Here is a 24,274-nt window from a genome sequence, read left to right as displayed (position 1 = left end):
TCCACGACGAAATGGCTTGGACATTTCATTGGCTTCACTGCTCTGACCTCGATCTCATCACATCGCAGGGCTGTGTCTTCTCGCATAAGCAGGAAATCGCTGGCGCTCGCCGGCAACGCGCGCATCTGTCACGCCTGCATAATTGGTAGGATTTTTCATGAACCGGTGAACGAACGAAATAAATAGTCTATAGATTTTATAGACAATTCGACACCCTGTCCGTCATCGCTCCTGATATTGCAACCTCGAACGGGAAACATCGACGATGACATTGGCAAAAACATTGGGAACGGCTGTCGTGGGCCTCATCTTCCTCGGCATCTTCGGCAGCGCGGCATTGGCCGAGACGAGCGCGCCGCTCCTCGACAAGGTGCCACAAGGAACGGTTCTGACGATCGGCGATCCCGTGACACAGAAGGCTCTCGAGGTTTCCGGCCTCGTCAAGGAACTTACCTTCGAGGTCAAATGGGCAAATCTCAGCGGTGGCCCCCAGACATCCGAAGCCTTCCGCGCGCATGCACTTGATGTCGGCTCCGTAGCCGAAATCCCGTCGATCTTTGCAACCTGGAACAATCTGCCGGTCCGCAACATCGCCTATCGCGAACGGAAGGATCCGATTGTCAATCCAATCTACCGTTTCGGCATCGCGCCTGGCGTCGACGTCAAGTCGCTCGCGGATTTCCGCGGCAAGCGCATCGCCTTCAGCCCGGGCCAAGCCCAGGGTACACTCGTGCTTCGCGCGCTACACGCCGCAGGCCTGACGAAGAAAGACGCGACACTGGTCGAGCTGCCGAGCACCGGCGACGTCTATCCGAAGGCGCTCGCCAGCAAACAGGTCGATATTGCGCCGCTCGGCGGCGTCAATATCCGCCGCTACGTCAGCCAGTATGGCTCCGATGGTGCGAGCCTGATCGAGCACGGACTTCGTGACGACCCCGCCCATCTCTATGCACCGCAATGGGTGCTGGACGATCCCGCAAAGGCAGCCGCCCTTGCCGAATATGTCCGTCTCTGGGCACGGGCAACCGAATGGGTCGATCAGAATCCCGAAATCTGGATCAAGGAATATTACATCGGCCAACAGGGTCTCAGCCGCGAGGACGCCGAGTTTCTCGTCAAGCTCTCGGGCACCCAGGTCATCCCGGATAGCTGGGCAGACGTGAAGAAGCGCCATCAGGAAACCATCAACCTCCTGGCTGACGAACTTGGCTACAAGCCCTTCGACGTCGAACAGATCTTCGACAACCGCTTCGAAAAAATCGCTGCTGACGCCCTGCCAAGAAGCCAGTGACCGCGTGCCGTTTCATAGCGAAGAGAGGAGATCGCAAGCATGGCAACCACCTGGGATGCAGATAACATCAAGACATCACGGAGATCGCCGCGCGAAAGCGCCGGCATAACAGCTACAGCAAAACACGCAGCTCCCCGCACCCGCCGCAGGCTCGGTCCCGGACGCGAGATACCGTTCGGACTTCAGATCGGCCCGGCATTGCTGGTGCTTGCCTGGATTACCGGATCGACATTCGGATGGATTGATCCGCGCATTCTCTCTGCCCCCTGGACGGTCATCGAGGCCTTTGGACGGTTGATCGCCGAGGGTCGCCTGCAGGATAATTTCGTGACGTCTGCGACGCGCGCACTGCTAGGCCTCAGCATCGGCCTCGTCATCGGCACGGCTCTCGCGGTCATCGCCGGCCTATCCCGCATCGGCGAGGCGCTGATTGACGGGCCAATCCAGATCAAGCGCGCGATCCCGACGCTGGCGCTGATCCCGCTTTTCATTCTGTGGTTCGGGATTGGCGAAAGCATGAAGGTCACGACCATCGTGCTTGCCGTCATCATCCCCATCTACATCCACACCCATAACGCACTGCGCAGCATCGACAGCCGCTATGTCGAGCTCGCCGAAACGCTGCGCATGAGCCAGACGGACTTCATCTTCCAGGTCGTGCTGCCCGGCGCCCTGCCCGGCTTCCTCCTCGGCCTGCGCTTTGCCGTCACGCTCTGCTGGGTGTCGCTCGTGGTGGTCGAACAGATCAACTCCACCAGCGGCCTCGGATACATGATCGATCTTGCCCGCACTTATGGGCAGACCGACGTTATTCTCGTCGGCCTCGTGGTCTATGTGCTGCTCGGCCTCGTCTCGGACGGTCTCGTCCGCCTGCTCGAACGGAGGGTCCTGTCATGGCGCCGTACTCTGGCCAACTGAAGGCAGCCGTCCGCGTTGAAAATCTCGTCCGACGTTTTGCGGCGAAGACGATCCTCGACGGTGTGGATCTCGATATTGGTGAGGGCGAGTTCGTGGCCCTGCTCGGGAAAAGCGGATCAGGCAAGAGCACTTTTCTCAGAGCTCTTGCCGGCCTCGATCATGAGGTCAAGGGAACGGGTACGCTTGAGACCCCGGAAAGGCTTTCCGTGATCTTTCAGGACGCCCGCCTGCTGCCCTGGCGCACGGTCATTCAGAACGTCACCCTCGGCCTGCCCGGTGAAACAGGACAGGAGGCCGGACGCAAGGCGCTCGCCGAAGTCGATCTCGAAGGACGCGAAACTGCCTGGCCGAACCAGCTGTCGGGCGGCGAACAGCAGAGGGTGGCACTTGCCCGCTCGCTGGTGCGCGAGCCGGCACTGCTGCTGGCTGACGAACCCTTCGGCGCGCTCGATGCGCTGACCCGGCTGAAGATGCATGACCTCCTGCGGGAGCTTTGTGCAAAACACCGCCCTGCCGTCCTGCTCGTCACCCATGATGTCGATGAGGCGATCTCGCTCGCCGACCGGATCCTGGTGCTCGACGAGGGCCGTTTCGTGGAGGATCTGCGTATCGACCTGGCCATGCCGCGCGACCACGGCGATCCGCGCTTCGCACAGATCCGAACCCGGCTTCTGAGCCGGCTCGGGGTCGATGCCCCCGGCCGCCGCGCCGCCTGAAACCAACGGAGATCCTCATCATGGCTAGTCAGAAAAGACAGATACGGCTTGGCGCATTCATCATGGCAACGGGCCATCATGTCGCCGCCTGGCGCCACCCGGACGCGCAGGCCGACGCTGGCTTGAATATCGATCACTATCGCGATCTGGTTCAGACGGCGGAACGCGGCAAGTTCGATCTCGTTTTCGTTGCCGACAGCCCCGCCGGCTGGGAGCGCGCCAAGGATCCGGAAGCGCTGCGCCGTACAGCGCAAGGCGCCCATTTCGAGCCGGTCACCCTGTGGGCGGCGCTCTCGCAGGCCACAAGCCATATCGGTTTCGTCGCCACGGCCTCCACCACCTATGAAGACCCCTATCTGCTCGCCCGCAAATTCGCCTCGCTCGACTATATTTCCAAAGGGCGGGCAGCCTGGAACGTCGTGACCACAGGCGCCGATGTCTCCAGGAATTTCTCCATTCCCGGCCACCCTGCTCATGCCGACAGATATGCCCGGGCCGAAGAATTCATCGATCTGGTGAAGGGCCTATGGGATTCCTATGAGGACGATGCCTTCATCCGCGACAAGGAAAGCGGCGTCTACCTTGATCCGGACAAGGTGCATCAGCTTGATCATCAGGGCCAGTTCTTTAGTGTCAGCGGACCATTGAATGTCGGCCGCCCCGTCCAGGGCTATCCCGTGATCGTGCAAGCCGGCGCATCCGAGCCCGGACGCGAACTCGCCGCGCGAACCGCGGAGATGATCTTTACCGCCAACCAGACGCTGGAAGATGCTCAGGAATTCTACTCGGACGTCAAAGGACGTCTTGCCCGCTATGGGCGCAGCCCCGACGAATTGCTTATCAGCCCCGGCATCTTCCCGGTCCTCGGCGGTACGGAGGCTGAGGCAAAGGCGAATTACGACTATATCCAGTCGCTCGTCCACCCCTCGGTCGCCTGGAATATCCTGTCACGCCACTACAAGGGCGTCGATCTCTCGGGTTATTCGCTAGACGATCCCGCTCCGCCGCTTCCCGACAGCACCGAGCTCAATAAGAGCCGCCTCAAGCTGGTCACCGATCTGGTTTCCCGCAACAATATGACACTCCGCGAGTTCTATCTGGCGGTCGCCACTGCTCGCGGTCACCGCACGGTGGTCGGCACGCCGGAACAGGTTGCAGATGCGATGCAGGAATGGTTCGACAATGCTGCGGCCGACGCCTTCAACATCATGCCGCCTATCCTGCCAACGGGACTGACTGACTTTGTCGATCAGGTTGTGCCGATCCTGCGCAAGCGCGGTCTTTTCCGGGAAGAGTACGAGGGCACGACACTGCGCGAGAACCTCGGCCTTCGCCGCCCGCCGAATGGCCTGGCTCTCAGGGTAAAGCAGGGCGAAGAAAGCCGGGCGGCGGGGTAGTTCATCACCGCAGAGACACGGGATGGCCGGGCTCGGAGAGGATCCGGCTATCTATCCTATCCTTGATAATCCATCATAGAAAACGGCAGGCGTATCGTATGAGTAACAATCCGGAATTCCTCTGGTATATCCCCAATGCCGTCAAACCTGGCCACCGTGGCGATTTGGCAGCCGAAAACCACAACAGCCTCGAAACGCTGACGAGCCATGCCAAGGCACTTGAAGAGCATGGCTGGAAGGGCGCGCTCATCGGCACCGGCTGGGGCCGGCCGGACACCTTCACCGTTGCAACTGCGCTTGCGGCGCGGACGACGACCTTCGAGCCGCTGATCGCGATCCGTCCTGGCTACTGGAGGCCGGCGAATTTCGCTTCGGCCGCCGCCTCGCTCGATCATCTCACCGGCGGGCGCGTGCGTGTCAACGTCGTCTCCGGCAAGGACGATCTTGCCGCCTATGGCGATAGTGAGGGCGACCAGGCGCACCGCTACGCGCGCACCAAGGAATTCATGCGGCTGGTGCGAAAACTTTGGACGGAGGAAAACGTCACCTTTGCCGGCGAACACTTCGGGGTCGCCGAATCCACTGTGGTGCCGCGCATCCAGGCGAAAGGCGAGCGTCGCCATCCGAAGCTTTATTTCGGCGGCGCATCGGAAGCTGCCGAGCGCGTCTCGGCCACCGAAGCCGACGTCCAGCTCTTCTGGGGCGAACCGCTCGATGGCGTGCGCGAACGGATCGACCGTTTAACGCGGCTGAGCCGCGATCTCGACCGCGACCTGCCGCCGCTTCAATTCGGTCTCAGGATTACGACGCTGGTACGCGACACGACGGAAGAAGCCTGGGCCGACGCAGAAGCGAAGGTCGCCGAAATGGCGGAGAATAGCGGTGCCGGCTGGCACGACCATCAGCGGGTCGTCGCCGTCGGCCAGCAGCGCCTGCTCGACCTTTATCAGCGCTGTGAAGTGCTCGACGACAATCTTTACACTGCCCCCGGCAAATTCGGCGGCGGCGGCGCGGGCACGACCTGGCTGGTGGGTTCCGCCGAGGATGTGGCACGCTCGCTGCGAAAGTACCAGGCACTCGGCATCAGTCATTTCGTGCTCTCCGACACGCCTTATCTCTCGGAGATCAAGCGACAAGGGAACCAATTGCTGCCTTTGCTAAAAGGCTCCGTGCCGTCTGCTGCTGATATGGGGGAAAGGCGCCAAGCTGATGCCGAGGCGCTCAGCTGAAAGCACCCGGTCGTCGCCGACCCGGTGCAGATGCGGCAGTGGCTAGGCTGGCAGGCTTGAGACCGGCGCCTCAATGGGCGCCCGCGCCTCCGCCGGCCTGCGGCTTTTTCGTGAGAAGCAGAGCAACTGCTGCCAGCGCGAGCACCACACCGATGACGGCGAATGTATCGCTGAAACCCATGATCAGTGCCTGACGTTTGACGATCTGGCCAAGGGCGACGATCGCCTTCTGCGATGCGACGGCCGGATCGGTGACACCGTGCTGGGTGAAGTAACCTGACAGCTGGGTCAGGCGGTCGCGCACCTCGTCACGGGTCAAGGTGATCGACTGACCGATGATGTTCGAGTGGAACTGCTCGCGCTTCGTCAGGATGGTGCCGAGCGAAGCCGTGCCGACGGCACCGCCGAGATTGCGCAGCATATTGGTCAGCCCCGAAGCGGCGGCGGCATCGGCGGGTGCGATGCCGGCGGTGGTGATTGCCGTGATCGGCGTCAGCACCAGGGCCTGGCCGATGGCGCGCACGATATTCGGAATCCAGAACTGGTCGCCGCCATTGTTGGCCGAGAGCGTGATGTTCATGAAGCAGCTGATCGCGAAGATCGAGATTCCGAGAAAGCCGATATAGCGGGCATCGAACCGCTTCATCAGCACAGGCACCAGCGGGATGAGCAGCAGCTGAGGCAGGCCGGTCCAGGCGAGCACATTGCCGATCTGTTCGGCATTGTAGCGCTGAACCTGGCCAAGATATTGCGGCAGGATGTAGACGGTGCCGAAGAGTGCGACGCCAACCAGCACATTGACCAGCACACCGATGCCGAAATTGCGCTGAGTGAGTAGGCGCAGCTTCACCAGCGGCTTCTTGACGGTGAGCTCGATCCAGATGAAGGCGGCCAGGAAGACGAAGGCCACGATGCCGAGCTTGACGATGAAGGGCGAGGAGAACCAGTCGTCCTTGTTGCCTTCTTCGAGCACGGTCTGCAGAGCCGAAAGGCCGATTGCCATGGTGATGATGCCGGCCCAATCGCCCTCCTTCAGGAGATGAAGCTGCATCGGCTGCTTCTCCAGCGTCAGAGCGAGAGCGGCCGCCATGATGAGGCTCGGGATGGTGTTGATGAAGAAGATCGTCTGCCAGCCGTAATTCTCCGTCAGGTAACCACCGATCGTCGGACCGATGGCTGGGGCAAACGTGACCGACAGGGCAAAGACGGCAAGGCCGAGCGGCTGCTGGCTCTTCGGCAGCTTGGTCAGCACCATGGTGAAGGCCATGGGGATCAACACGCCTCCGGCAAAGCCCTGCAGGCCGCGCAGCAGGATCATCGTGCCGAGGTCATGCGCGAAGGCACAGGCCATAGAGAAGAGCGGAAAGAGGATGGAATTGACGAGGATATAGCGGCGAAACGAGAAAACGTTGCTGAAGTAGGCCGTCAGCGGAATGACGACGATCTCGCCGATCAGGTAGGAGGTAGAGATCCAGGCGCCGTTGTCGACACCCGTACCGATGCCGCCCTCGATATCAAGAAGCGAGGCATTGGTGATCTGAATATTGAGGATCGCCATGAAGGCGCCGATCATGCCGGCGAGAACGGCGATCCACTCCCTTGCGCTGGCCTTTGTGCTGGCGCGCGGCTGCGGGATAGCGCCTGATGTTGTTGCGATACTGGACATGACACGATCTCCTGTCCCTTCGCTTAGTTGCCGGCAGCATCGACCTTGGTGTCGATGCTTGGCTGGACGGACATGCCGGGGCGGAGATCGCCCTTTTCTGCGGCATCGCCATCAAGCACGATCTTGACCGGAATGCGCTGGACAACCTTGGTGAAGTTGCCGGTGGCGTTATCGGGCGGCAGCAGGGCAAACTCCTGGCCGCTTGCCGGCGACAGGCTGTCCACATGGCCGTGATAGGTGCGGCCGGGGAACATATCGACCTCGATATCGACCGGCTGACCGGCATGGACATCGGTCAGCTGCGTCTCCTTGTAGTTGGCGACGATATAGGCAGCCGTCGTCGGCACCACAGCCATCAGCTGAGTGCCGGCCTGGACATATTGGCCGACACGCAGGGTGCGGTTGCCGACCGCGCCGTCTACCGGCGCGACGATCGTTGCGTAGGAGAGATTGAGCTCAGCCTGGTGCGCGACTGCCTGATCACGGGCAAGCGTCGCCTTGGCCTGGGCAAGTTCGGCATTCAGAAGATCGACCTGCTTGGTTGCGGCGTCGAGAGCCGCCGTGTCCCGAACGATCGTTGCCTGGGCGGCCGCAATTGCGGAAGCTGCCTGCTGGGCCGTCTGGACCGGCGCATAACCGCTGGTGGCAAGGTTGGTATAGCGTTTATTGTTCTGCTCGGCGAAGGTCTCATTGGCCTTGTCGACATCGAGTGTGGCCCGGGCGGCGGCAATCGTCGACTGCTGGATATCGAGCGAAGCCTGCTTGGCATTGACGGTCGCTTCGGCGGCTGCGACATCGGCTTTCGCCTGATCGAGCGCCGTGCGGAAATCGCGGTCATCGATGCGGGCTAGCGGCTGGCCGGCCTTTACCGTTTCATTGTCGCTGACAAGAACCTCGGCAAGATAGCCGGAAACCTTCGGCGCGACCGCCGTGCTATCTGCTTTGACATAGGCATCGTCGGTCGCGACCTCGAAACGGCCGACCGTCCAGTAATTGTGGCCGTAATAGGTGGCAGCGGCGATGATGGCGATGGTTGCCACACCAATTAGCAGCGAGCGGCGGCCGCGTCTGCGGGCCGGTGCTTCCGAAGCCGGAGCGGAGGCGGCGGGATTGTTGACAAGCGGCGTCTTGCCTGCGTCAAGCGTTGCAGGCGTGGCGGCGGCTGCCGCTTCTGTTACCGATATATCGGCCGGGGCGGCATTATTATTCAGGGCATGCAGCGTCTTGGCGGACATCGTTTCTCTCCTTGGGGGAAGGTCGCTGTCGTCTCGGCCGCGGCCTTGAAATTTGGCTCAAGCTTCATTTAGGAAACTTGATGTTTTCCAAAATATGAGTTAGAAAAGAGAAGTCAACGGGAATTTGGAAAATAACAATGGTCCAAAATCACAATATCGAGAAGAAGCCGCGTGGCCGGCCGCAGGTGCGTTGTGACGAGGATACGCGTAGCGTGCTCATCGAGGCCGCCAATAAACAGTTTCACGAGAACGGTTATGCCGCGGCCTGCATCGCCGCGATCGCCCAGGAAGCCGGCGTTTCGACCAAGACGCTCTATCGCCTGTTTCCAACGAAGGCGGATCTGTTTTCCGAAATGGTCTCGGATCGCACCGGACGCTTCCTGCTGGCGCTCGACCCCGGCACACTGGGGACGGCCGGGCTTCACCAGGGTCTGGAGCGCATGCTGATGGCCTATGGTATGCTGACGCTTTCGCAGGACACGATCACGATTACCCGACTCGTCATCGGCGAATCCGATCGCTTTCCCGAACTCGCCACCTCCTTTTACGAAAAGGCAATCAATCGCACCAACGCGTCGATGGAAAACTGGCTGCGCCGCCAGGTGGAGCACGGGTTGATCAAGCTCGAAGACCCGCACGCTGCCTGCGGCATGCTGCGCGGTATGATGATCATGGAACCCCAGCGCGCCGCCATGCTACGCCAGCTTCCGCCGCCGAATATCGAAGAGATCGCTGCGAGGGCGAAAATGTGTGCGGATATTTTCCTCAAGGGATGCACAGCCTAGGGCAATAGGGAGCATCCACGCGAAAGACGTGGCCGCTGAAATGCCGAGGAACTTCAGCTAGTGGTAGAGATACCAATCGCCGGATTGTCCGGCGCAATATCATGAAATCTATGTCGCGCCGGAACACCGTCGCGGGGATCGCGACGGCATCCGGCGAATCTGCGCTACATCAGGCCGCGAGAACTCCCATCTTTTTCGCCGTCCAGGTGGCGATCAAGTCCATCAGCCCGGGCGACAGGCAATCGTAAGGCTCAAGCCCAACTTCCTTGAGACGCGAGCGTACGGCGCCCATTTTGCCAGGGTCATATCCGCTTTCGATAATCGACGATACGAAAGCGGCAAAGCCGGGTGCCGCCCAGCCCTTCTCCTCGAACCGTTCGGGATGAACAAAGGAAAGGCCCTGAAAGGCATGGTCGCGCTCGACAGGTCCGTACATGTGGACCCCGCAATCCTTGCAGGCATGGCGCTGGATCAGCGCAGACGGATCGACGACCGCCAGCTTGTTTCCGTTCTCCAGAACCTCGACATTAGCGGTCGGCGCCACGGCAACCACGGAAAAGACTGCACCCTTCGGCTTCCAGCATTTCGTGCAGCCACAGGCATGGTTATGGGCAATATCGCCCGTGACGCGGACTTTCACCGGATTGCTCGCGCAATTGCACACGAGCGTGCCGCCGACAAAGGACGCATCGGTCGCCCGGTATCCTGAATCCACGATTGGGTGGATCGCTACATTGTTCATGCGTTGTCTCCTTCCCTTCCTGGGCCGAGGCGGAATGCCATGGCCAAGCCCTGTGTCACCGCGCAAACCCCTCGACTGCCGGCGCGAGACCTCCTCCTAGACCGAGTATATCACCACGCGGTCGATATCGTCCGCCCTTCTTCTGTTCATGCCACGGGATCAGGCACGGTATCCGTCCCCGACTTTAGGGACGCTCAGCCAGCGGTGACCTCGACGACCGCAAGGACAGAGGTCGCGAGCCATCCGAGCATCACGATCCTCCTGCCTCTCGACGAATGGTCGCCCCGCTCTAGCTCTTTTAGCGTTTCTCGTAATTTATGTTGATCCGGATAATGGTAGTAAAAACACATCCCCTGCCGGTTGCCGGCGCCGCGCTGCTTGCGCTTCTCCTCACCGCCCCTCCAGCTGCCACCGGCCAACATCGGTCCGCCGAAGCGCGCGCAGCAGAAATTGGGCAGCAGGTCAACCAACTATCCGATCGCGACCCGAACGCCGGCCGTGCGCTTGCATGGTCGGCAAGTCAGGACTTCCGCAAGGAGGGAGAGCGCATTTTGGCGGGGCGTTTCGGCCTCCAGGCGTTGAAGCTGGATGCAGAGGTGAATGCTTGGCAGCGTCTGGCACGAGACGCACTCGCGGTCCGTGGCGAGCTGACGAACGAGCTGGACAGCGATGGAATCGCCCTGTTCTACAACCTGCTCCTGCACGCTCAGGGCATGCTTGGCGATCGTGATAGCCAGCAGAAATCAGTCAAGGCCTATATCGAAAAAGCCGTCGCCATGTCGGGAGAGGACAGCAAATCCGAGATCATGGCTCGCATCATCGGCGCCTATAGTTTTCTGGAAACCGGGGACACGCAGGAAGGTTTCATCCGCTTGCAGTCGGCCTTGCGCCATGCCGCCGCCGGCATAAACTACGGCCTCACGCTTTCGGAATACACGACGGCTGCACAGTCCTTTGCGGATAGCGGGCAAATAGCGGCAGCCGAGGCCTTTTATACGGAAGGTCTCGGCACCAATGCAGCCAAAATCGAAAGCCGCGAACTCGCCACGCTGTGGTTTGAATATTCGCGATTTCTGCAGAGGTCCGGCGACGACATCGATGCGACACTCCGGACGGCCCAAACAGCTCGCGAGATGCTGCAACGGCAATACGGCGAAACATCCGAAGAAGCGATCTCGGGCGGCGACAATCTGGCTTCGTTCCTCGTCAACAACGGCGCCGTCGCATCCGGCCTCAACATCCAGGAAGAAGTCTATCAGACGGCCCTTTCGTCGCTTGGAGATCAGGTGCCGCTGACCTGGCGGACCGCCAACAATTATGCCGAAGCATTACGCATGGTCGACCATCCTGAAGTCGCCCGTGGTATTGACGAAGACCTCCTCAAACTGCGTATCGCCCATTACGGACATGCAAGTATCCAGGCGCTGGTCAGTGCCTCCAATCTTGGCCTCGATCTGCTCGCCCTCGGGGACAGAGATGGAGCGCTAAAGGCCTTCGAAGAGCAGCGCAAGATCGGTGCGGAAATCGCCGACCCACACTCGGAACATGCCGCGCAGGGCGAAAAGTGGAAGGAATATACAAAGGCTTATTTCCTTCGCCACGCGCGGATGGACGACAAGTCGCTGGAGGAGATGGCGGCAATAAAGGACTGGCGCAGCGCGCCCGACCTGATGCGGATCAAAACAGCGCAGCTCGCAGCCGAGCAGTTCGAAATGCGGGACGACACCGGGCGTGCCCTTACTCTACGCCAGGAAGCCTACGAGATCTCGAAAGGAGCCTTTGGCGAGCTCCATCCCCTGACCTTCGACGCATTGCTCGAGGTCGCGACAACCCACATGCGTCGCAAGGATGCCGAGACGTTGCAAAGTTTCCAACAGCTTGACGAGAAGATGTTCGATTGGATGCTGCGCGAGGTCGGGTCGTCAGGCAACCGCTATGTCGCGGAAACGACGCGTCGCCTTGCCGATGATATGCTGCGCGCATTCGGCGATTTCGCGCAATCCAGTCCGGAAGCCGCAACGCCCTATGCCGGCGCGGTGGCGCGCTGGAAAACCATGGAGAGCGGCGAGCGCACCCGCCTGCGCATGGTGGCAGAAACAACCGATCCCGATGTGCATAGGCTCGTTGAAACCGTTGTAAGGCTTTTGGGTCAACAGCAGGAATTGCTTTCTTCGGGCGATGTGGACACCGAAGTCCGTCAGATTCTGAGCGAACTGAAAGCGGCCCGCGATCGGTTGCCGAAATCACTCGGCCAAAACATCGCCACGCAATCCGTGGAAGACGTCCTCGGTACAAAAGCGGCGATGGTGGACTTCTTCGTCAGTTCACGGCGCGCGCGCAATGGCGATGCCGACAGCGCGGATTCAAAGCTTCAAGCGATCGTGCGTCGCAAGGGTGAGGTACCCGTCATCTTCGATCTCGGCGCCCTTGGCGCGATCATCAAGCAGGCAGCAGCAGAAGAGGATCCGGACAGGCGCTTCGGCAAGCTCTATCAGTCGCTTTTCGGCCCGCTGAAGGATGTGCTCGAAGACAAGACGCAGCTTTATATCGTTCCCGACGGAGCCCTCTACAGCATCCCATTCGCGATGATGAAGACGGACGATGGCAGACATCTCGACGAGGCATTCGAGGTGCACATACTGACGCGGGAGGATGCGATCCTCTTCGCGCCCAGGCGCGACGGGCCGATACCAGGCGAAAAGGCGCTCGTCGTCGGCGATTTGAAATACCAGCATCAACGCGCTCTGCCCTTTACGCGCCGTGAGATCCATGAGGTGGGAAATAAGCTGAAAGCTGCCGGCCTCGACGTGGTTTCGTTGAGTGGAACCACCGGTATGGAAACACCGATCCGCAAGGCTTCAGCCGACGCTTCCATCATCCATCTTGCGACCCACGGCTTCTTTGCAGCTGATGCCGATGAGGAAACCACCGACGCATTATGGCGCAGCGGCCTCATCGTTGCCGGCAAAGTCGGAGCGCAAGAGCCGGATGTCAATGATGATGACGGCATTCTTTATGCACGCGAACTGATGAACTGGGATCTTTCCTCAACCGATCTCGTCGTGTTATCGGCCTGCCAGACGGCACTTGGCGATCCAAGCCGCATAGGCAATGTTCGCGGTCTGCCGACGGCGCTTGCCATTGCAGGGGTCAGGCGCTCACTGCTCACTCTGTGGTCGGTCGATGACGAAGGCACCGCCAATTTCATGGCGCGCTACTATCAGATGTTGACGGAAGACAAGCTCGATTATGCCGCAGCACTCCGAAGGACCCGCATCGAGGCCATAGGCGGCAAAATCGAAAAGGCCAGCGATCCATCGCTCTGGGCAGCGTTTGTTCTCTTTGAGGGATGATCAGCTCAGGCAGTATCTCGGTGGCTCGATCAAACAACCGGCAAGACTCGGGATCATTCCGCCGGAGCTGGTTTTGGGTCAAGGTTTCGCGCGGTCAGGATGGGCCGCCTGGAAGGCCGGCAGTCTGGCGCATCTGCCATCGATATCGACGATGCGCTTGAAATCGGTCATGTCCACTCCCCAGCGGCGGGCATTGTAGACCTGGGGAACAAGACAGAGGTCCGCCATCGTCGGTGTATCTCCGAAGCTGAACTCTCCATCGGCTCCGTTAATCATGGCTTCCAGTTTGCGAAGTCCGTCGGTGATGAAATGCTTCATCCATTCCTCGCGAGCGTCGGCCTTGTCCGTTACGGTCATGAGATGCGCCACGACGTGGGTGTTGCATATGGGATGGATGTCCATGGCGACCGCGTATGCGAAGGCGCGCACTTTCTGGCGATCGGCAATATCCGGCGGCAGTAATCCGCATTCCGGCCGAAGCTCGGCCAGATACTCGATGATTGCCAGCGACTGGATCAGCGTTTTCCCGTCGATTACCAATGTCGGCACAAACCCCTGCGGGTTGAGCGCCAGATATTCCGGCTTCCTGTGCGTTCCCTCCAACAGGTTGATGGGTACCGTTTTGTAGTCGATCGCCAGGAGATTGAGCGCAATACGGACGCGATAGCTCGCCGATGACCTCCAGTAATCGTAAAGAATGACGTTATTCACTGCAGGCCAGCCCCCTGATACTTCTCAACCGTCTGCTCAATCGCTCCGAAGATCGAGTGGCCGGCATGATCCTTCATCTCGATGCGAACATGGTCCCCAAACTTCATGTATGGAGTTTTCGGCGACCCGGACTCGATCGTCTCAATCATCCGTACTTCAGCGATGCATGAGTAACCGTCCCCTCCGTCTTCGACCGCCCTGCCCGCTCCGCCATCCAGCTTGTTGGAAACCGTGCCCGAGCCGATGATCGTTCCGGCCACCAGATTGCGGGTTTTGGCTGCATGGGCGACGAGCTGGCCAAAATCAAACGTCATGTCGATGCCGGCATTCGCCTTGCCGAATGGCTTGCCGTTCAGGCTCACAAGCAGCGGCAGACACACCTTGCCGCCATCCCACGCCTCTCCGAGCTCGTCCGGCGTCACCGCGACCGGGGAAAATGCTGATGCCGGCTTGGACTGGAAGAAACCAAATCCCTTTGCCAGCTCGTCGGGTATGAGACCGCGCAGCGACACGTCGTTGACGAGCATCACCAGAAGGATGGCATCGCGCGCAGTTTCCGGACTGGAGCCCATGGCAACGTCGCCGGTAATGACGGCAACCTCCCCCTCCATATCGATCCCATAAGCTTCGTCAGCCACCACGATCGGATCGCGCGGCCCGAGGAACCCGTCCGAACCACCTTGATACATCAGCGGATCGGTCCAAAAACTCGCCGGCATTTCGGCGCCCCTCGCCTTGCGTACCAATTCGACATGGTTGACGTAGGCCGAACCGTCGGCCCATTGGTAGGCCCGCGGCAAGGGCGATGCGGCGTCATGTTCGTGAAACCGGGTCGTCGGCTGGCCTCCGGTCTCGATGCCTTCGGCAATCAGTTCGAGTCTTGGGGCAACGTGCTCCCAGTCATCGAGAGCCGCCTGCAAAGTGCGGGCAATGTGACCGACTTCGGAATAGCAGGTAAGGTCGCGGGAGACGACAACGAGCCGGCCATCTCTCGTGGAGTCTTTCAACGTCGCAAGCTTCATGTCCCATTCCCGTGCCAGAGGATGCCTGGCCGATCTTCACTTGATGTCATCACTTGATACCGGGGGTCCCGTCGAACTTGCGTTTCAGGCCGTTCCAGCATTCCAGGTAATCATCCTGCAGCGTTTCAAGCTCGGCTGCGTATTTCGTCAATTGCTGCGGATAGCGGGTCTCGAACATGAAGGCCATGGTGTCATCCAGCTTCACAGGCTTGAGCTCGGCATTGGATGCCTTTTCGAAAGCGAGCGCATCCGGCCCGTGGGCAAGCATCATGTTGTGTAGGCTCATGCCGCCGGGGACGAAACCCTCCTCCTTCGCGTCATATTGGCCATGGATCAGGCCCATGAACTCGCTCATGATATTGCGGTGATACCAGGGCGGACGGAAAGTGTGCTCGGCTACCAGCCAGCGCGGTGGAAAGATCACAAAATCCACATTGGCCGTGCCGGCATCTTCGGTCGGGGCGGTCAACACCGAAAAAATCGACGGATCAGGGTGATCAAAGCTGATCGCGCCAACAGGCGAAAATGTCCGCAGATCGTATTTGAAGGGGGCATAATTGCCGTGCCAGGCCACCACGTCGAGCGGTGAATGACCAATATCGGTGACATAGAATTTTCCGCACCACTTCACATGGACGCGGCAAGCCTTTTCCTTGTCTTCGAACGCGGCGACGGGTGTCTTGAAGTCGCGCGGATTCGCCAGGCAGTTGGCGCCGATGGGACCGCGGTCCGGCAGGGTGAATTTCGCGCCGTAATTCTCGCAGATATATCCACGCCAGACGGTCTGCTCACCGCTGCACAGGACCTTGAACATCATGCCGCGAGGGATAAGGCATATTTCCAGGGGCTCTACATCCATGATGCCCATTTCGGTGAACACCCTGATGGCGCCGAGCTGCGGCACGATCAGCAGCTCACCATCGGCGTTGAAGAAGTAATCGTCCACCATGTCCTTATTGAAGACATAGACGTGGGCCGACATGCCAACCTGGGTCGTGACATCGCCCGCCGTCGTCATTGTCCGCACCCCCTGAAGAAACGTCAGTTTCTCGGTTGGCTCGGGAATGGGATTCCAGCGAAGCTGCCCGAGGGGGAGCGAATGCTCGTCCAGGCAAGGCGCGGTTTTCCAGAGCGGGTAGGAAGCGTTCGAGAAGCGGCCTGTGTGACGCACACTCGGGCGAATGCGATAAAGCCAGGACCTTTCGTTCGTCCCGCGCGGCGCAGTAAACGGCGAGCCGGAAAGCTGCTCGGCATAAAGACCGTAATTGCATTTCTGAGGGCTGTTCTGGCCCTGCGGCAAGGCGCCGGGAAGCGACTCCGTTTCGAAGTCGTTGCCGAACCCCGGCATATATTTCAGCTTGTTCGCAATAGCTGCTTCACCCTCGGAAGCCTGGATCGATGTCTGGTCCATTGCTCAACTCCTCCCCCGGAAACTCTTGCAACGCCGCGCGCCCTTTCAGACGCGCGACGTGACCCCGAGAGTTTACTCCGCCGCGGTCCCGATGACACCACGCTTGATCTGATCGGCCTCGATCGACTCGAAGAGAGCGCGGAAATTCCCCTCGCCGAAGCCCTCGTCGCCCTTACGTTGGATGAATTCGAAGAAGATCGGGCCGATGACAGTCTTGGAGAAGATCTGCAGCAGGATTTTCGTCATGCCGCCATTCACCACGCCTTCGCCGTCGATGAGGATGCCATGCTTCTTCATGCGCTCGACAGGTTCACTATGGCCGTTCACACGTTCATAGGACATGTCATAGTAGGTTTCCGGGGGCCCCGGCATGAAGCGCAGACCATTGTCGGCAAGCCTGTCGGTGGCCTCGTAGATATCTTCCGTTCCAACGGCGATATGCTGGATGCCCTCACCTCTGTATTTCTTTAGATATTCCTCGATCTGGCTCGTATCGTCCTTCGATTCATTCAGCGGAATACGGATCTTGCCGCAAGGCGAGGTGATGGCGCGGCTCACCAGACCGGTGATGCGCCCATCGATGTCGAAGAAGTGGATCTGCTTGAAATTGAACAGGTTTCGATAAAAATCCCACCACTTGTCCATGTTGCCGCGGAAGACGTTGTGAGTCAGGTGGTCGAGATAATAAAAACCGATCCCTTCGGGATGCGGGTTAGGCTCGCCAAGCCAGTCGAACTCGGCATCGTATGCCGATCCCTTCGCGCCGTAGGTCTCGACGAAATAGAGCAGCGAGCCGCCAATACCGACGATCGCCGGGACGTCGAGCGCCTTGTCGTCGCCGTCATAGGGCACGGCGCCTTTTGAAACGGCGTGATCGAATGCGTGTCTGGCGTCGACCACGCGCCATGCCATCGACGGAGCGCAGGGACCGTGCTCTGCGACGAAACGCGCAGCATGGCTGCCGACTTCCGCATTCAGGACATAGTTGATGTCACCCTGGCGCCAGACGGTAATGTCCTTCGTCTTGTGCTTTGCGACTGGGATGTAGCCCATGCGCGTGAAGAGTTCGCGCAGCTTCTCGGGTTCGGGATGGGCGAATTCGACGAATTCGAATCCGTCGGTGCCGGCCGGGTTCTCGGCGGTGATTTCGGAGGGCGGCGCATCATGCGGAAAAGGACCCATTTTCTCCTCCTGAGGACTGGATTTGACTATGCAAAGTGTGGCCCAAAACGCATGCAAAGTTCTTGCATTCTTCATGCCTGAGGAAGAGACTATGCACGGTTCGTGAGGATTTTGGAGATTTTACGCAATGGATGAACAGCTCGACAAATTGGATTTACGCCTGCTCCAGGAGCTTCAAAAAGACGGCCGCCTGACGAACAACGAGCTGGGGGAGCGGATCGCGCTTTCCCCCTCGCAATGCTCGCGCCGGCGCACCAGACTGGAGTCTGAGGGATATATTCGCAGCTACCGGGCCTATCTGGATCAACAGAAGCTGGGTCTGGATATGCTGGTGGTCATTTCCGTGACGCTTGCCACCCACAACAGAGACAATGCCCGCAGGTTTTCGCAGCTGATCAACGGATTGCCGGAAGTTCTCGAAGCCTATGCGCTGACCGGCGAAATGGACTATCACCTGAAGGTAGCGACCCGCGGGCTCGCCGACCTTTCCAAATTCGTCAACGACGTTCTGTTACCCCACGAGTCTGTGCAGCATGTGAAGACCTCGATCGTGCTCGACACGCTGAAAACATTCGAGGGCTTTCCGATACATATGCCGGGCAGTTGGCATGGCGACAGCACACGATGATCCGGCAGCGAGCCTCAGAGTGGCAGTTCGGTCGAGAATTTCAGCTCACGCAACACGAAGCTCGATACGACCGTGCGCACATGCGGGTTGCGCATGAGGTAGCGCGTCATGAAGGCTTCGTAGCTTTCCACGTCCCTCGCCCTTATCTTCAGCATGTAGTCGAAGGCGCCTGACAAGGCGTAGCACTCCATGATTTCTGGCCGCTCCAGCACCACCGAAGCGAAGGATGCTACCGCCTCTTCGTGATGATCCTCCAGTGTCACATGCGCGATGACGCAGAGCTTGAGATCGAGCTTTCCGGGATCGAGCAGCGTCACACGCTTGCGGATGACACCATCGGCCTCCAGTTCCTGGATCTTCCGCCAGGCCGAACTCTGAGACATGCCGGCCTTTTCGGCCAGGTCTGCCAGCGAAAGGCTACCGTCGGCTTGGATGAGCTGAAGAAGCTTGCGACGAAAATTCCCAGATTCTTTCATTTTTCACATCCCGCTCGGGAATATTTGCCACCACTATGGCGATAGGCACCAGGAAAGAAAAGAAAATCCTCTAAATCCGGGTGATAATGGCAGAAACGCTATCTTGGGAGGATCAGAATATGACCAAGGAAAGCAGCTACACCGCCAAATTGCCCGGCCCTGATGGTTTATATGCCTATACCCCTGAGGAAGATGCGATCTGGGGTGAGCTCTACCGGCGTCAGATGAAGCTGCTCGCCGATACGGCCTGCCGCGAATATCTTGCTGGCGTCCAAATGCTGGGGCTGAAGCCCGACAAGGTGCCTCAGCTTCTCGATGTGAATAGACGCCTGAACGAGACCACCGGCTTCGGCGTGGAAGGCGTACCCGCGCTCATTCCGCCCTCGCGCTTTTATGAACTTCTGTCACAAGGCAAATTCCCGCTCGCAACGTTCCTACGCCGTCGCGAGCATATCGACTATATCGAGGAGCCGGACCTGTTCCACGAGGTTTTCGGCCACTGCCCAATGCTCACCAATCGGAGTTATGCCAATTTCGTACGGCATTTCGGCGAAACTGCCGTCCGCCTCGGCAAGGGTTATTCATGGCATCTATTCCGTATCTTCTGGTTCACTGTCGAATTCGGCCTGATCAATACACCGGAGGGCCGTCGCTGCTTCGGCGCAGGAATCGTTTCGTCGCCAAGCGAAGCGAAAGCAGCAATGGAAGGCAAGGCTTGCGAATTTCGACCGTTCGATCTCATGAGCGTGCTGAGAACGCCCTATCGGATCGATATCCTCCAGCCGATCTACTACGTCATCGACAGCTTCGCCGATCTGGAAGCGATCGTGGAGGAGGATATCGAAGGCACGATCCTCAAGGCAAAATCGCTGGGTGATTTCGCCCCGACTTTCGAGGCCAAAGCCTCCTGAATCGCCAGGGTCAGGCGGCTGCGAGGACCGAGCGCCAATCTTCCCCGCGCCGATTGTCCGATCTGCCCGTCCGGCTCTCCGCAGGCCTGACAAACAGTAATCGCTCACGTCTGGAGCTCCCGCACCGGGCCGGTGGACTCGCGCAGGATCAGCTCAACCGGCCACAATTCGTGAATCTCCGTGGGCGAACGCCCGGCCAGAAGTTGCAGGACAAGATCGGCGCATCGCGTACCGGCGGCGCGCATCGACGACCGGGTTGCCGACAGCGACGGGACCATATTGTCGGCCGTCAAATAGGGAAAGACGTCATCGTGAGCGATAACCGAGACATCGCTGCCGATCTGGAGCCCCAGCGAACGCGCGGCGCGGTAAATGCCGAGCGCCGTCATCATGGATCCCGCGACAAAAGCGGTCGGCCGCTTCGGCTGTTCGAGAAACGATCGTGCAAAGCGGAAGCCGATTTCGTCGGTGAAATTGCCGTTGGCGATCAGTTGCGGATCGACTTCGATCCCATGGCTCTGCAGGGCACTGCGATAACCGATGTCGCGATGCAGCGCATACGTTGCGCCCTGACGGCCATTGATCATGGCGATCCTCGTATGACCGAGAGCAATCAGATGCGAGGTCGCACGGCGCACCGCTCCCTCATTGTCGATATCGAGCCAGGGATGGGGCACGTCTATGTCTGAACGGCCATGAACGAGAAACGGCATTCCTAACTCGTGCAGCAACGCGATACGCTGATCATTGGGTCGAGGCGAATGTACGATGATCGCGTCCACCCGCTGACTTTCCGCCAGCCGCCTGTAGAGTTGCATCTCGGCATCATATTCGGGATCAGCCATCGGAATGACCAGAATATCGGTGTCTTCGGTGATAAGACGCTCCGCCATGCCGGCCATGAATTCTGCGAAATGAAACTCGCCGGCGCGCCCCATGACAACGCCGATGGCGCCAACCCGACCGGTTTTCAGCCTGACCGCGTTGACGTTCGGTCGGTAGCCCAGCCGCACCGCCTCCTGAACGACGCGGGCACGCGTCACCTCGCTTACCTCGGGATAGCCACTGAGCGCACGACTGACGGTCGTGGGAGACAATCCAAGTTGTTTTGCGAACTCTTTGAGCTTCATTGACCGAAATGACTTTCATCGCTTTGCGCTGCCGGGCATCTATACCATTCGGCCTCGCAAATTCCACATTCTAAGCCGTCGATTATATTTTCTCAAACCGATTTCAATTTACCTATCGCTGGGGTGAATATCGACAGATTTTAAGAAAGCCACCATTCGGAATCCCTGTTGATTTTAAACGATATTTTTCAGTTATAAACAAGCACCAGCCGCAACGAAGAACCTCCCTTGACATGACACTGGCCTTCTGCCAGTTTTTCCCAACCAAATCGATTTCAATTTGGTCTTTGGGAGGAGAAAATGAAGTTTCGTTTCACCGCGGCTGCCATCGCGGCTGCGCTTATTGGCGCGTCAGTTCCGTCCTTTGCCGCCGAGATCAGCATCTCAGCGAGCTCTACCGGCAAGAATCTCGATCTGTTCCGCAAGCAGCTCGATGCCTTCGAGAAGGCCACCGGCAATACGGTCAAGATCGTCACCATGCCGCCTTCGTCCACGGAACAGTTTTCGCAATATCGCCTTTGGCTTGCAGCCGGTAACACGGATGTCGATGTCTACCAGACGGATGTTATCTGGGCTCCGCAGTTGGCAGACCAGTTTGTCGACTTGAAGGATGCCACCAAGGATGTTGTCGGCGACTTTTTCCCGGCGATCGTTGCCTCCCAAACCGTGAACGGCCGCCTGGTCGCAATGCCGCTTTATACGGATGCGCCGGCCCTCTTCTACCGCAAGGATCTGCTTGAGAAATACGGCAAGCAACCGCCGAAGACCTGGGACGAGATGGAGGCAACCGCGAAGGAAATCCAGGAGAAGGAACGCGCCGCCGGTCAGAAGGATCTCTGGGGTTACGTCTTCCAGGGCAATGCCTATGAAGGCCTGACCTGCGATGCCCTGGAATGGGTCAAGTCCTCAGGTGGCGGCCAGATCATCGAGACCGACGGCACGATTTCCATCAACAACGAGAAAGCTGCGGCAGCACTCAATCGCGCCAAGGGCTGGATCGGCACGATTTCGCCGAGCGGCGTACTCGCCTATCAGGAAGAAGAATCCCGCGGCGTCTGGCAGACGGGCAATGCCGTCTTCATGCGTAACTGGCCTTACGCCTATGCGCTGGGCAACGGCGCCGACAGCCCTGTCAAAGGCAAGTTCGACGTGACGACGCTTCCCGTTGCAGCAGAAGGCGACAAGCCCTCCTCGACGCTTGGCGGTTGGAATCTCGCCGTCTCGAAATATTCGAAGAACCCAGATGCGGCGATCGAGCTCGTCAAGTTCCTGACGTCGAAGGAAAGCCAGAAGCAGCGCGCCATCGAGCTCTCCAACCTGCCGACCTTGTCGGCGCTTTATGACGACAAGGACATTGCCGCCGCGCAACCGTTCATGCCGAACTGGAAGCCGATCTTCGAAAACGCTGTGCCGCGTCCGTCGGCTGTTGCCAAGGTCAAGTATAACGAGGTTTCCGCCAAGTTCTGGACCGCCGTGCACAACACGCTCTCCGGCAGTGGGACGGCCGAAGAAAACCTAGAGCTTCTCGAAGCCGATCTGACGACGCTGCAAGGCAGCGGCTGGTAACAAATCGAGGCGGCAGCGTCGGATCTCCCGCCGCTGCCGCTTCCGATAACGCCGTCGTCGATTGTCTCGTGAAGCGGATATTCCATGAGTGAAGTTGCAGTCTCCCAAAATTTGAGCACAGGCGCGCACACGAAGGCAATCTCTTCGGATCTGCGCTCGGAACGTGTGCGATCCGCCTGGATCTTCCTAGCTCCGACCCTGCTGATCCTGGCGATCGTTGCCGGCTGGCCGCTGTTTCGTACCATATATTTCAGCTTCACCAACGCGTCGCTGACGAATCTCGGCGATGCCCGGTTCGTCGGCTTCGACAACTATCTTTCCTGGGTCACCCTGAAGAGCGGCCGCACGATCTATAGAGGACTGCTGGCCGATCCCGCCTGGTGGGGCGCGGTCTGGAACACGGCAAAATTCACGCTGCTGTCGGTAACGATCGAAACCGCGCTCGGCCTCATCGTCGCCCTAGTGTTGAACGCGCAATTCGTTGGCCGCGGCATCGTGCGCGCCGCCATCCTCATTCCCTGGGCGATCCCGACCATCGTCTCCGCCAAGATGTGGGCCTGGATGCTCAACGATCAGTTCGGCATTCTGAACGACATGCTTCTCGGCCTCGGACTGATCAGCCAGAAGATCGCCTGGACCGCTGATCCTCAGACAGCGATGATTGCCGTGTTGATCGTCGACGTCTGGAAGACGACGCCCTTCATGGCCTTGCTGATCCTCGCCGCCCTGCAGATGGTTCCGGCCGACATCTACGAAGCCGCCAAGATCGACGGCATCAATCCCATCAAAGTATTCTGGCGGCTGACCCTGCCACTGATACGCCCGGCGATCATGGTCGCGGTAATCTTCCGCATGCTCGATGCCATGCGCATCTTCGATCTGATCTACGTGCTGACGCCGAACAACGCCCAGACCAAAACCATGTCGGTGATGGCGCGCGAAAACCTTTTCGATTTCGACAAGTTCGCCTATGGCGCGACCGCCTCCACCGTTCTGTTTCTCATCATCGCGTCGGTCACGGTGCTCTACATATGGCTCGGCCGCGTCAGGCTCGGGGGGAGCGAACGCTGATGCTGCTCACAGCCACCAAGAATACCCTGTTCTATCTGCTGGTCGCCGTCATCGTCGTCATCGCGGTCTTCCCGTTCTACTATGCGATCCTGACGAGCTTCAAAGCCGGGACCGCCCTCTTCGAAGTCACCTACTGGCCGACCTCGATCTCACTGGAAAACTATACCGGCGTGTTGACCACAGGCAGCTTTATCCGCAGCCTCGGCAATTCGCTGCTCATTGCCTGCCTCGTGGTCGCCGCCTCGCTGCTGCTCGCCGTGACCGCATCCTACGCGCTTGCCCGCGTGCATTTCCGGGGCCGGGCACTTTTGATGCTCACCATCCTGTCCGTATCGATGTTTCCGCAGATCGCAGTCCTGGCAGGGCTTTTCGAGCTCATCCGCTGGATCGGCATCTTCAATACGCCTTTCGCGCTGATTTTCTCCTATATGATCTTCACCCTGCCTTTCACGGTCTGGGTGCTGACGACCTTCATGCGGGATCTGCCGATCGAGATCGAGGAAGCGGCCATCGTCGACGGCGCCTCCTCCTGGGTTATCATCACGCAGGTGTTCATGCCGCTGATGTGGCCGGCCCTTGTCACCACAGGCCTGCTTGCCTTCATCACCGCCTGGAATGAATTTCTGTTCGCCCTGACTTTCACCTCGTCGGATGCGCAACGGACGGTGCCGGTGGCAATCGCTCTGCTTTCGGGCGGCAGTCAGTTCGAAATCCCCTGGGGCAATATCATGGCGGCATCGGTCATCGTCACCGTGCCCGTCGTCATCCTTGTTCTTATTTTTCAACGCCGGATCATTTCCGGGCTGACGGCCGGCGGCGTCAAAGGCTGAGGAA

At 59.3% G+C, this 24,274-nt stretch carries 20 protein-coding genes and 1 pseudogene; 12 read left to right on the top strand and 9 right to left on the bottom strand.

Annotated elements, in window-relative coordinates; genetic code table 11:
* Positions 1–265 precede the first annotated feature (265 nt).
* The 5 genes and pseudogenes from FHT78_RS08630 to FHT78_RS08610 all read left to right on the top strand — a co-directional run.
* Positions 266–1,291 carry an ABC transporter substrate-binding protein gene (locus FHT78_RS08630; RefSeq protein WP_183742568.1) on the top strand — a complete coding sequence of 342 codons (1,026 nt, stop codon included), beginning with the start codon at positions 266–268 and terminating at the stop codon, positions 1,289–1,291.
* A 39-nt stretch (positions 1,292–1,330) separates the two neighbouring features.
* On the top strand, positions 1,331–2,209 hold the full coding sequence (locus tag FHT78_RS08625; RefSeq protein WP_183742566.1) for an ABC transporter permease: 879 nt from the start codon (positions 1,331–1,333) through the stop codon (positions 2,207–2,209).
* Positions 2,185–2,925, top strand: a complete 741-nt coding sequence (locus FHT78_RS08620) for an ABC transporter ATP-binding protein (protein WP_183742565.1) — start codon at positions 2,185–2,187, stop codon at positions 2,923–2,925. The genes FHT78_RS08625 and FHT78_RS08620 overlap by 25 nt, the downstream gene beginning before the upstream one ends.
* Before the next feature lie 20 nt (positions 2,926–2,945).
* Complete coding sequence (locus FHT78_RS08615) at positions 2,946–4,322, top strand: LLM class flavin-dependent oxidoreductase (RefSeq protein ID WP_183742563.1); 1,377 nt, start codon at positions 2,946–2,948, stop codon at positions 4,320–4,322.
* 98 nt (positions 4,323–4,420) lie between these two features.
* Positions 4,421–5,485, top strand: a pseudogene (locus FHT78_RS08610) (LLM class flavin-dependent oxidoreductase); the annotation flags it as partial.
* A 136-nt stretch (positions 5,486–5,621) separates the two neighbouring features.
* On the opposite strand, the gene FHT78_RS08605 reads toward FHT78_RS08610, so the two are convergent.
* Entirely contained in the window at positions 5,622–7,217 is a 1,596-nt protein-coding gene (locus FHT78_RS08605; protein ID WP_183742560.1) for a DHA2 family efflux MFS transporter permease subunit, read from the bottom strand.
* Positions 7,218–7,240: 23 nt separating this feature from the next.
* Positions 7,241–8,452 (bottom strand): HlyD family secretion protein, encoded by a 1,212-nt coding sequence (locus tag FHT78_RS08600; protein WP_183742558.1) that lies wholly within the window; start codon positions 8,450–8,452, stop codon positions 7,241–7,243.
* A 137-nt stretch (positions 8,453–8,589) separates the two neighbouring features.
* Here FHT78_RS08600 and FHT78_RS08595 point away from each other — a divergent pair, with 137 nt between their 5' ends.
* On the top strand, positions 8,590–9,237 hold the full coding sequence (locus tag FHT78_RS08595) for a TetR/AcrR family transcriptional regulator (protein ID WP_183742556.1): 648 nt from the start codon (positions 8,590–8,592) through the stop codon (positions 9,235–9,237).
* Between the two features lie 169 nt (positions 9,238–9,406).
* On the opposite strand, the gene gfa is transcribed toward FHT78_RS08595, so the two are convergent.
* The gene (gfa, locus tag FHT78_RS08590) at positions 9,407–9,979 is read right to left on the bottom strand and encodes an S-(hydroxymethyl)glutathione synthase (RefSeq protein WP_183742554.1); all 573 of its coding nucleotides are present in this window, start codon (positions 9,977–9,979) and stop codon (positions 9,407–9,409) included.
* A 332-nt stretch (positions 9,980–10,311) separates the two neighbouring features.
* Here gfa and FHT78_RS08585 point away from each other — a divergent pair, with 332 nt between their 5' ends.
* Complete coding sequence (locus FHT78_RS08585) at positions 10,312–13,332, top strand: CHAT domain-containing protein (protein WP_183742551.1); 3,021 nt, start codon at positions 10,312–10,314, stop codon at positions 13,330–13,332.
* Positions 13,333–13,410: 78 nt separating this feature from the next.
* On the opposite strand, the gene maiA is transcribed toward FHT78_RS08585, so the two are convergent.
* The 4 genes from maiA to hppD all read right to left on the bottom strand — a co-directional run bounded on the left by maiA (position 13,411) and on the right by hppD (position 17,658).
* Positions 13,411–14,043, bottom strand: a complete 633-nt coding sequence (maiA, locus tag FHT78_RS08580) for a maleylacetoacetate isomerase (protein ID WP_183742549.1) — start codon at positions 14,041–14,043, stop codon at positions 13,411–13,413.
* The gene (locus tag FHT78_RS08575; RefSeq protein ID WP_183742547.1) at positions 14,040–15,065 is read right to left on the bottom strand and encodes a fumarylacetoacetate hydrolase family protein; all 1,026 of its coding nucleotides are present in this window, start codon (positions 15,063–15,065) and stop codon (positions 14,040–14,042) included. Before FHT78_RS08575 ends, maiA begins: the two co-directional genes overlap by 4 nt.
* Before the next feature lie 49 nt (positions 15,066–15,114).
* Positions 15,115–16,476 carry a homogentisate 1,2-dioxygenase gene (hmgA, locus tag FHT78_RS08570; protein ID WP_183742545.1) on the bottom strand — a complete coding sequence of 454 codons (1,362 nt, stop codon included), beginning with the start codon at positions 16,474–16,476 and terminating at the stop codon, positions 15,115–15,117.
* Between the two features lie 72 nt (positions 16,477–16,548).
* Positions 16,549–17,658, bottom strand: coding sequence for a 4-hydroxyphenylpyruvate dioxygenase (gene hppD, locus FHT78_RS08565; RefSeq protein WP_183742543.1), 1,110 nt, complete (start codon positions 17,656–17,658; stop codon positions 16,549–16,551).
* Positions 17,659–17,785: 127 nt separating this feature from the next.
* Here hppD and FHT78_RS08560 point away from each other — a divergent pair, with 127 nt between their 5' ends.
* Positions 17,786–18,286, top strand: a complete 501-nt coding sequence (locus FHT78_RS08560) for an Lrp/AsnC family transcriptional regulator (RefSeq protein WP_183733751.1) — start codon at positions 17,786–17,788, stop codon at positions 18,284–18,286.
* Between the two features lie 14 nt (positions 18,287–18,300).
* Here FHT78_RS08560 and FHT78_RS08555 read toward each other — a convergent pair whose 3' ends face one another.
* On the bottom strand, positions 18,301–18,762 hold the full coding sequence (locus tag FHT78_RS08555; protein ID WP_183742541.1) for an Lrp/AsnC family transcriptional regulator: 462 nt from the start codon (positions 18,760–18,762) through the stop codon (positions 18,301–18,303).
* A gap of 119 nt (positions 18,763–18,881) precedes the next feature.
* Here FHT78_RS08555 and FHT78_RS08550 point away from each other — a divergent pair, with 119 nt between their 5' ends.
* Positions 18,882–19,673: a phenylalanine 4-monooxygenase gene (locus FHT78_RS08550; RefSeq protein ID WP_183742539.1), complete on the top strand. Its 792-nt coding sequence runs from the start codon at positions 18,882–18,884 to the stop codon at positions 19,671–19,673.
* 104 nt (positions 19,674–19,777) lie between these two features.
* On the opposite strand, the gene FHT78_RS08545 is transcribed toward FHT78_RS08550, so the two are convergent.
* Positions 19,778–20,803, bottom strand: a complete 1,026-nt coding sequence (locus tag FHT78_RS08545) for a substrate-binding domain-containing protein (RefSeq protein WP_183742536.1) — start codon at positions 20,801–20,803, stop codon at positions 19,778–19,780.
* Between the two features lie 300 nt (positions 20,804–21,103).
* Here FHT78_RS08545 and FHT78_RS08540 point away from each other — a divergent pair, with 300 nt between their 5' ends.
* From FHT78_RS08540 to FHT78_RS08530, 3 genes are all read left to right on the top strand, one after another.
* Complete coding sequence (locus tag FHT78_RS08540; RefSeq protein WP_183742534.1) at positions 21,104–22,369, top strand: ABC transporter substrate-binding protein; 1,266 nt, start codon at positions 21,104–21,106, stop codon at positions 22,367–22,369.
* An 84-nt stretch (positions 22,370–22,453) separates the two neighbouring features.
* Entirely contained in the window at positions 22,454–23,440 is a 987-nt protein-coding gene (locus FHT78_RS08535; protein ID WP_183742533.1) for a sugar ABC transporter permease, read from the top strand.
* A complete protein-coding gene (locus FHT78_RS08530) occupies positions 23,440–24,270 on the top strand; it encodes a carbohydrate ABC transporter permease (RefSeq protein WP_183742531.1) in 831 nt (276 codons plus the stop codon). Before FHT78_RS08535 ends, FHT78_RS08530 begins: the two co-directional genes overlap by 1 nt.
* Positions 24,271–24,274: the final 4 nt, after the last annotated feature.

This window comes from Rhizobium sp. BK196 (genome assembly GCF_014193255.1).
GTDB lineage: Bacteria > Pseudomonadota > Alphaproteobacteria > Rhizobiales > Rhizobiaceae > Rhizobium.
The sequence above is the reverse complement of the archived record's forward strand: the minus strand, read 5'-3'. Positions and strand labels throughout refer to the sequence as shown.

What these genes read in the sequence shown, in the direction of transcription:
- FHT78_RS08535 (WP_183742533.1), top strand. Translation starts at nt 22,454, where the DNA reads ATGAGTGAAGTTGCAGTCTCCCAAAATTTGAGCACAGGCGCGCACACG.
- FHT78_RS08630 (WP_183742568.1), top strand. Translation starts at nt 266, where the DNA reads ATGACATTGGCAAAAACATTGGGAACGGCTGTCGTGGGCCTCATCTTC.
- FHT78_RS08625 (WP_183742566.1), top strand. Translation starts at nt 1,331, where the DNA reads ATGGCAACCACCTGGGATGCAGATAACATCAAGACATCACGGAGATCG.
- FHT78_RS08620 (WP_183742565.1), top strand. Translation starts at nt 2,185, where the DNA reads ATGGCGCCGTACTCTGGCCAACTGAAGGCAGCCGTCCGCGTTGAAAAT.
- FHT78_RS08550 (WP_183742539.1), top strand. Translation starts at nt 18,882, where the DNA reads ATGACCAAGGAAAGCAGCTACACCGCCAAATTGCCCGGCCCTGATGGT.
- FHT78_RS08560 (WP_183733751.1), top strand. Translation starts at nt 17,786, where the DNA reads ATGGATGAACAGCTCGACAAATTGGATTTACGCCTGCTCCAGGAGCTT.
- FHT78_RS08575 (WP_183742547.1), bottom strand. Translation starts at nt 15,065, where the DNA reads ATGAAGCTTGCGACGTTGAAAGACTCCACGAGAGATGGCCGGCTCGTT.
- FHT78_RS08595 (WP_183742556.1), top strand. Translation starts at nt 8,590, where the DNA reads ATGGTCCAAAATCACAATATCGAGAAGAAGCCGCGTGGCCGGCCGCAG.
- FHT78_RS08585 (WP_183742551.1), top strand. Translation starts at nt 10,312, where the DNA reads ATGGTAGTAAAAACACATCCCCTGCCGGTTGCCGGCGCCGCGCTGCTT.
- FHT78_RS08615 (WP_183742563.1), top strand. Translation starts at nt 2,946, where the DNA reads ATGGCTAGTCAGAAAAGACAGATACGGCTTGGCGCATTCATCATGGCA.
- hmgA (WP_183742545.1), bottom strand. Translation starts at nt 16,476, where the DNA reads ATGGACCAGACATCGATCCAGGCTTCCGAGGGTGAAGCAGCTATTGCG.
- FHT78_RS08605 (WP_183742560.1), bottom strand. Translation starts at nt 7,217, where the DNA reads ATGTCCAGTATCGCAACAACATCAGGCGCTATCCCGCAGCCGCGCGCC.
- FHT78_RS08545 (WP_183742536.1), bottom strand. Translation starts at nt 20,803, where the DNA reads ATGAAGCTCAAAGAGTTCGCAAAACAACTTGGATTGTCTCCCACGACC.
- FHT78_RS08530 (WP_183742531.1), top strand. Translation starts at nt 23,440, where the DNA reads ATGCTGCTCACAGCCACCAAGAATACCCTGTTCTATCTGCTGGTCGCC.
- gfa (WP_183742554.1), bottom strand. Translation starts at nt 9,979, where the DNA reads ATGAACAATGTAGCGATCCACCCAATCGTGGATTCAGGATACCGGGCG.
- FHT78_RS08540 (WP_183742534.1), top strand. Translation starts at nt 21,104, where the DNA reads ATGAAGTTTCGTTTCACCGCGGCTGCCATCGCGGCTGCGCTTATTGGC.
- hppD (WP_183742543.1), bottom strand. Translation starts at nt 17,658, where the DNA reads ATGGGTCCTTTTCCGCATGATGCGCCGCCCTCCGAAATCACCGCCGAG.
- FHT78_RS08555 (WP_183742541.1), bottom strand. Translation starts at nt 18,762, where the DNA reads ATGAAAGAATCTGGGAATTTTCGTCGCAAGCTTCTTCAGCTCATCCAA.
- FHT78_RS08600 (WP_183742558.1), bottom strand. Translation starts at nt 8,452, where the DNA reads ATGTCCGCCAAGACGCTGCATGCCCTGAATAATAATGCCGCCCCGGCC.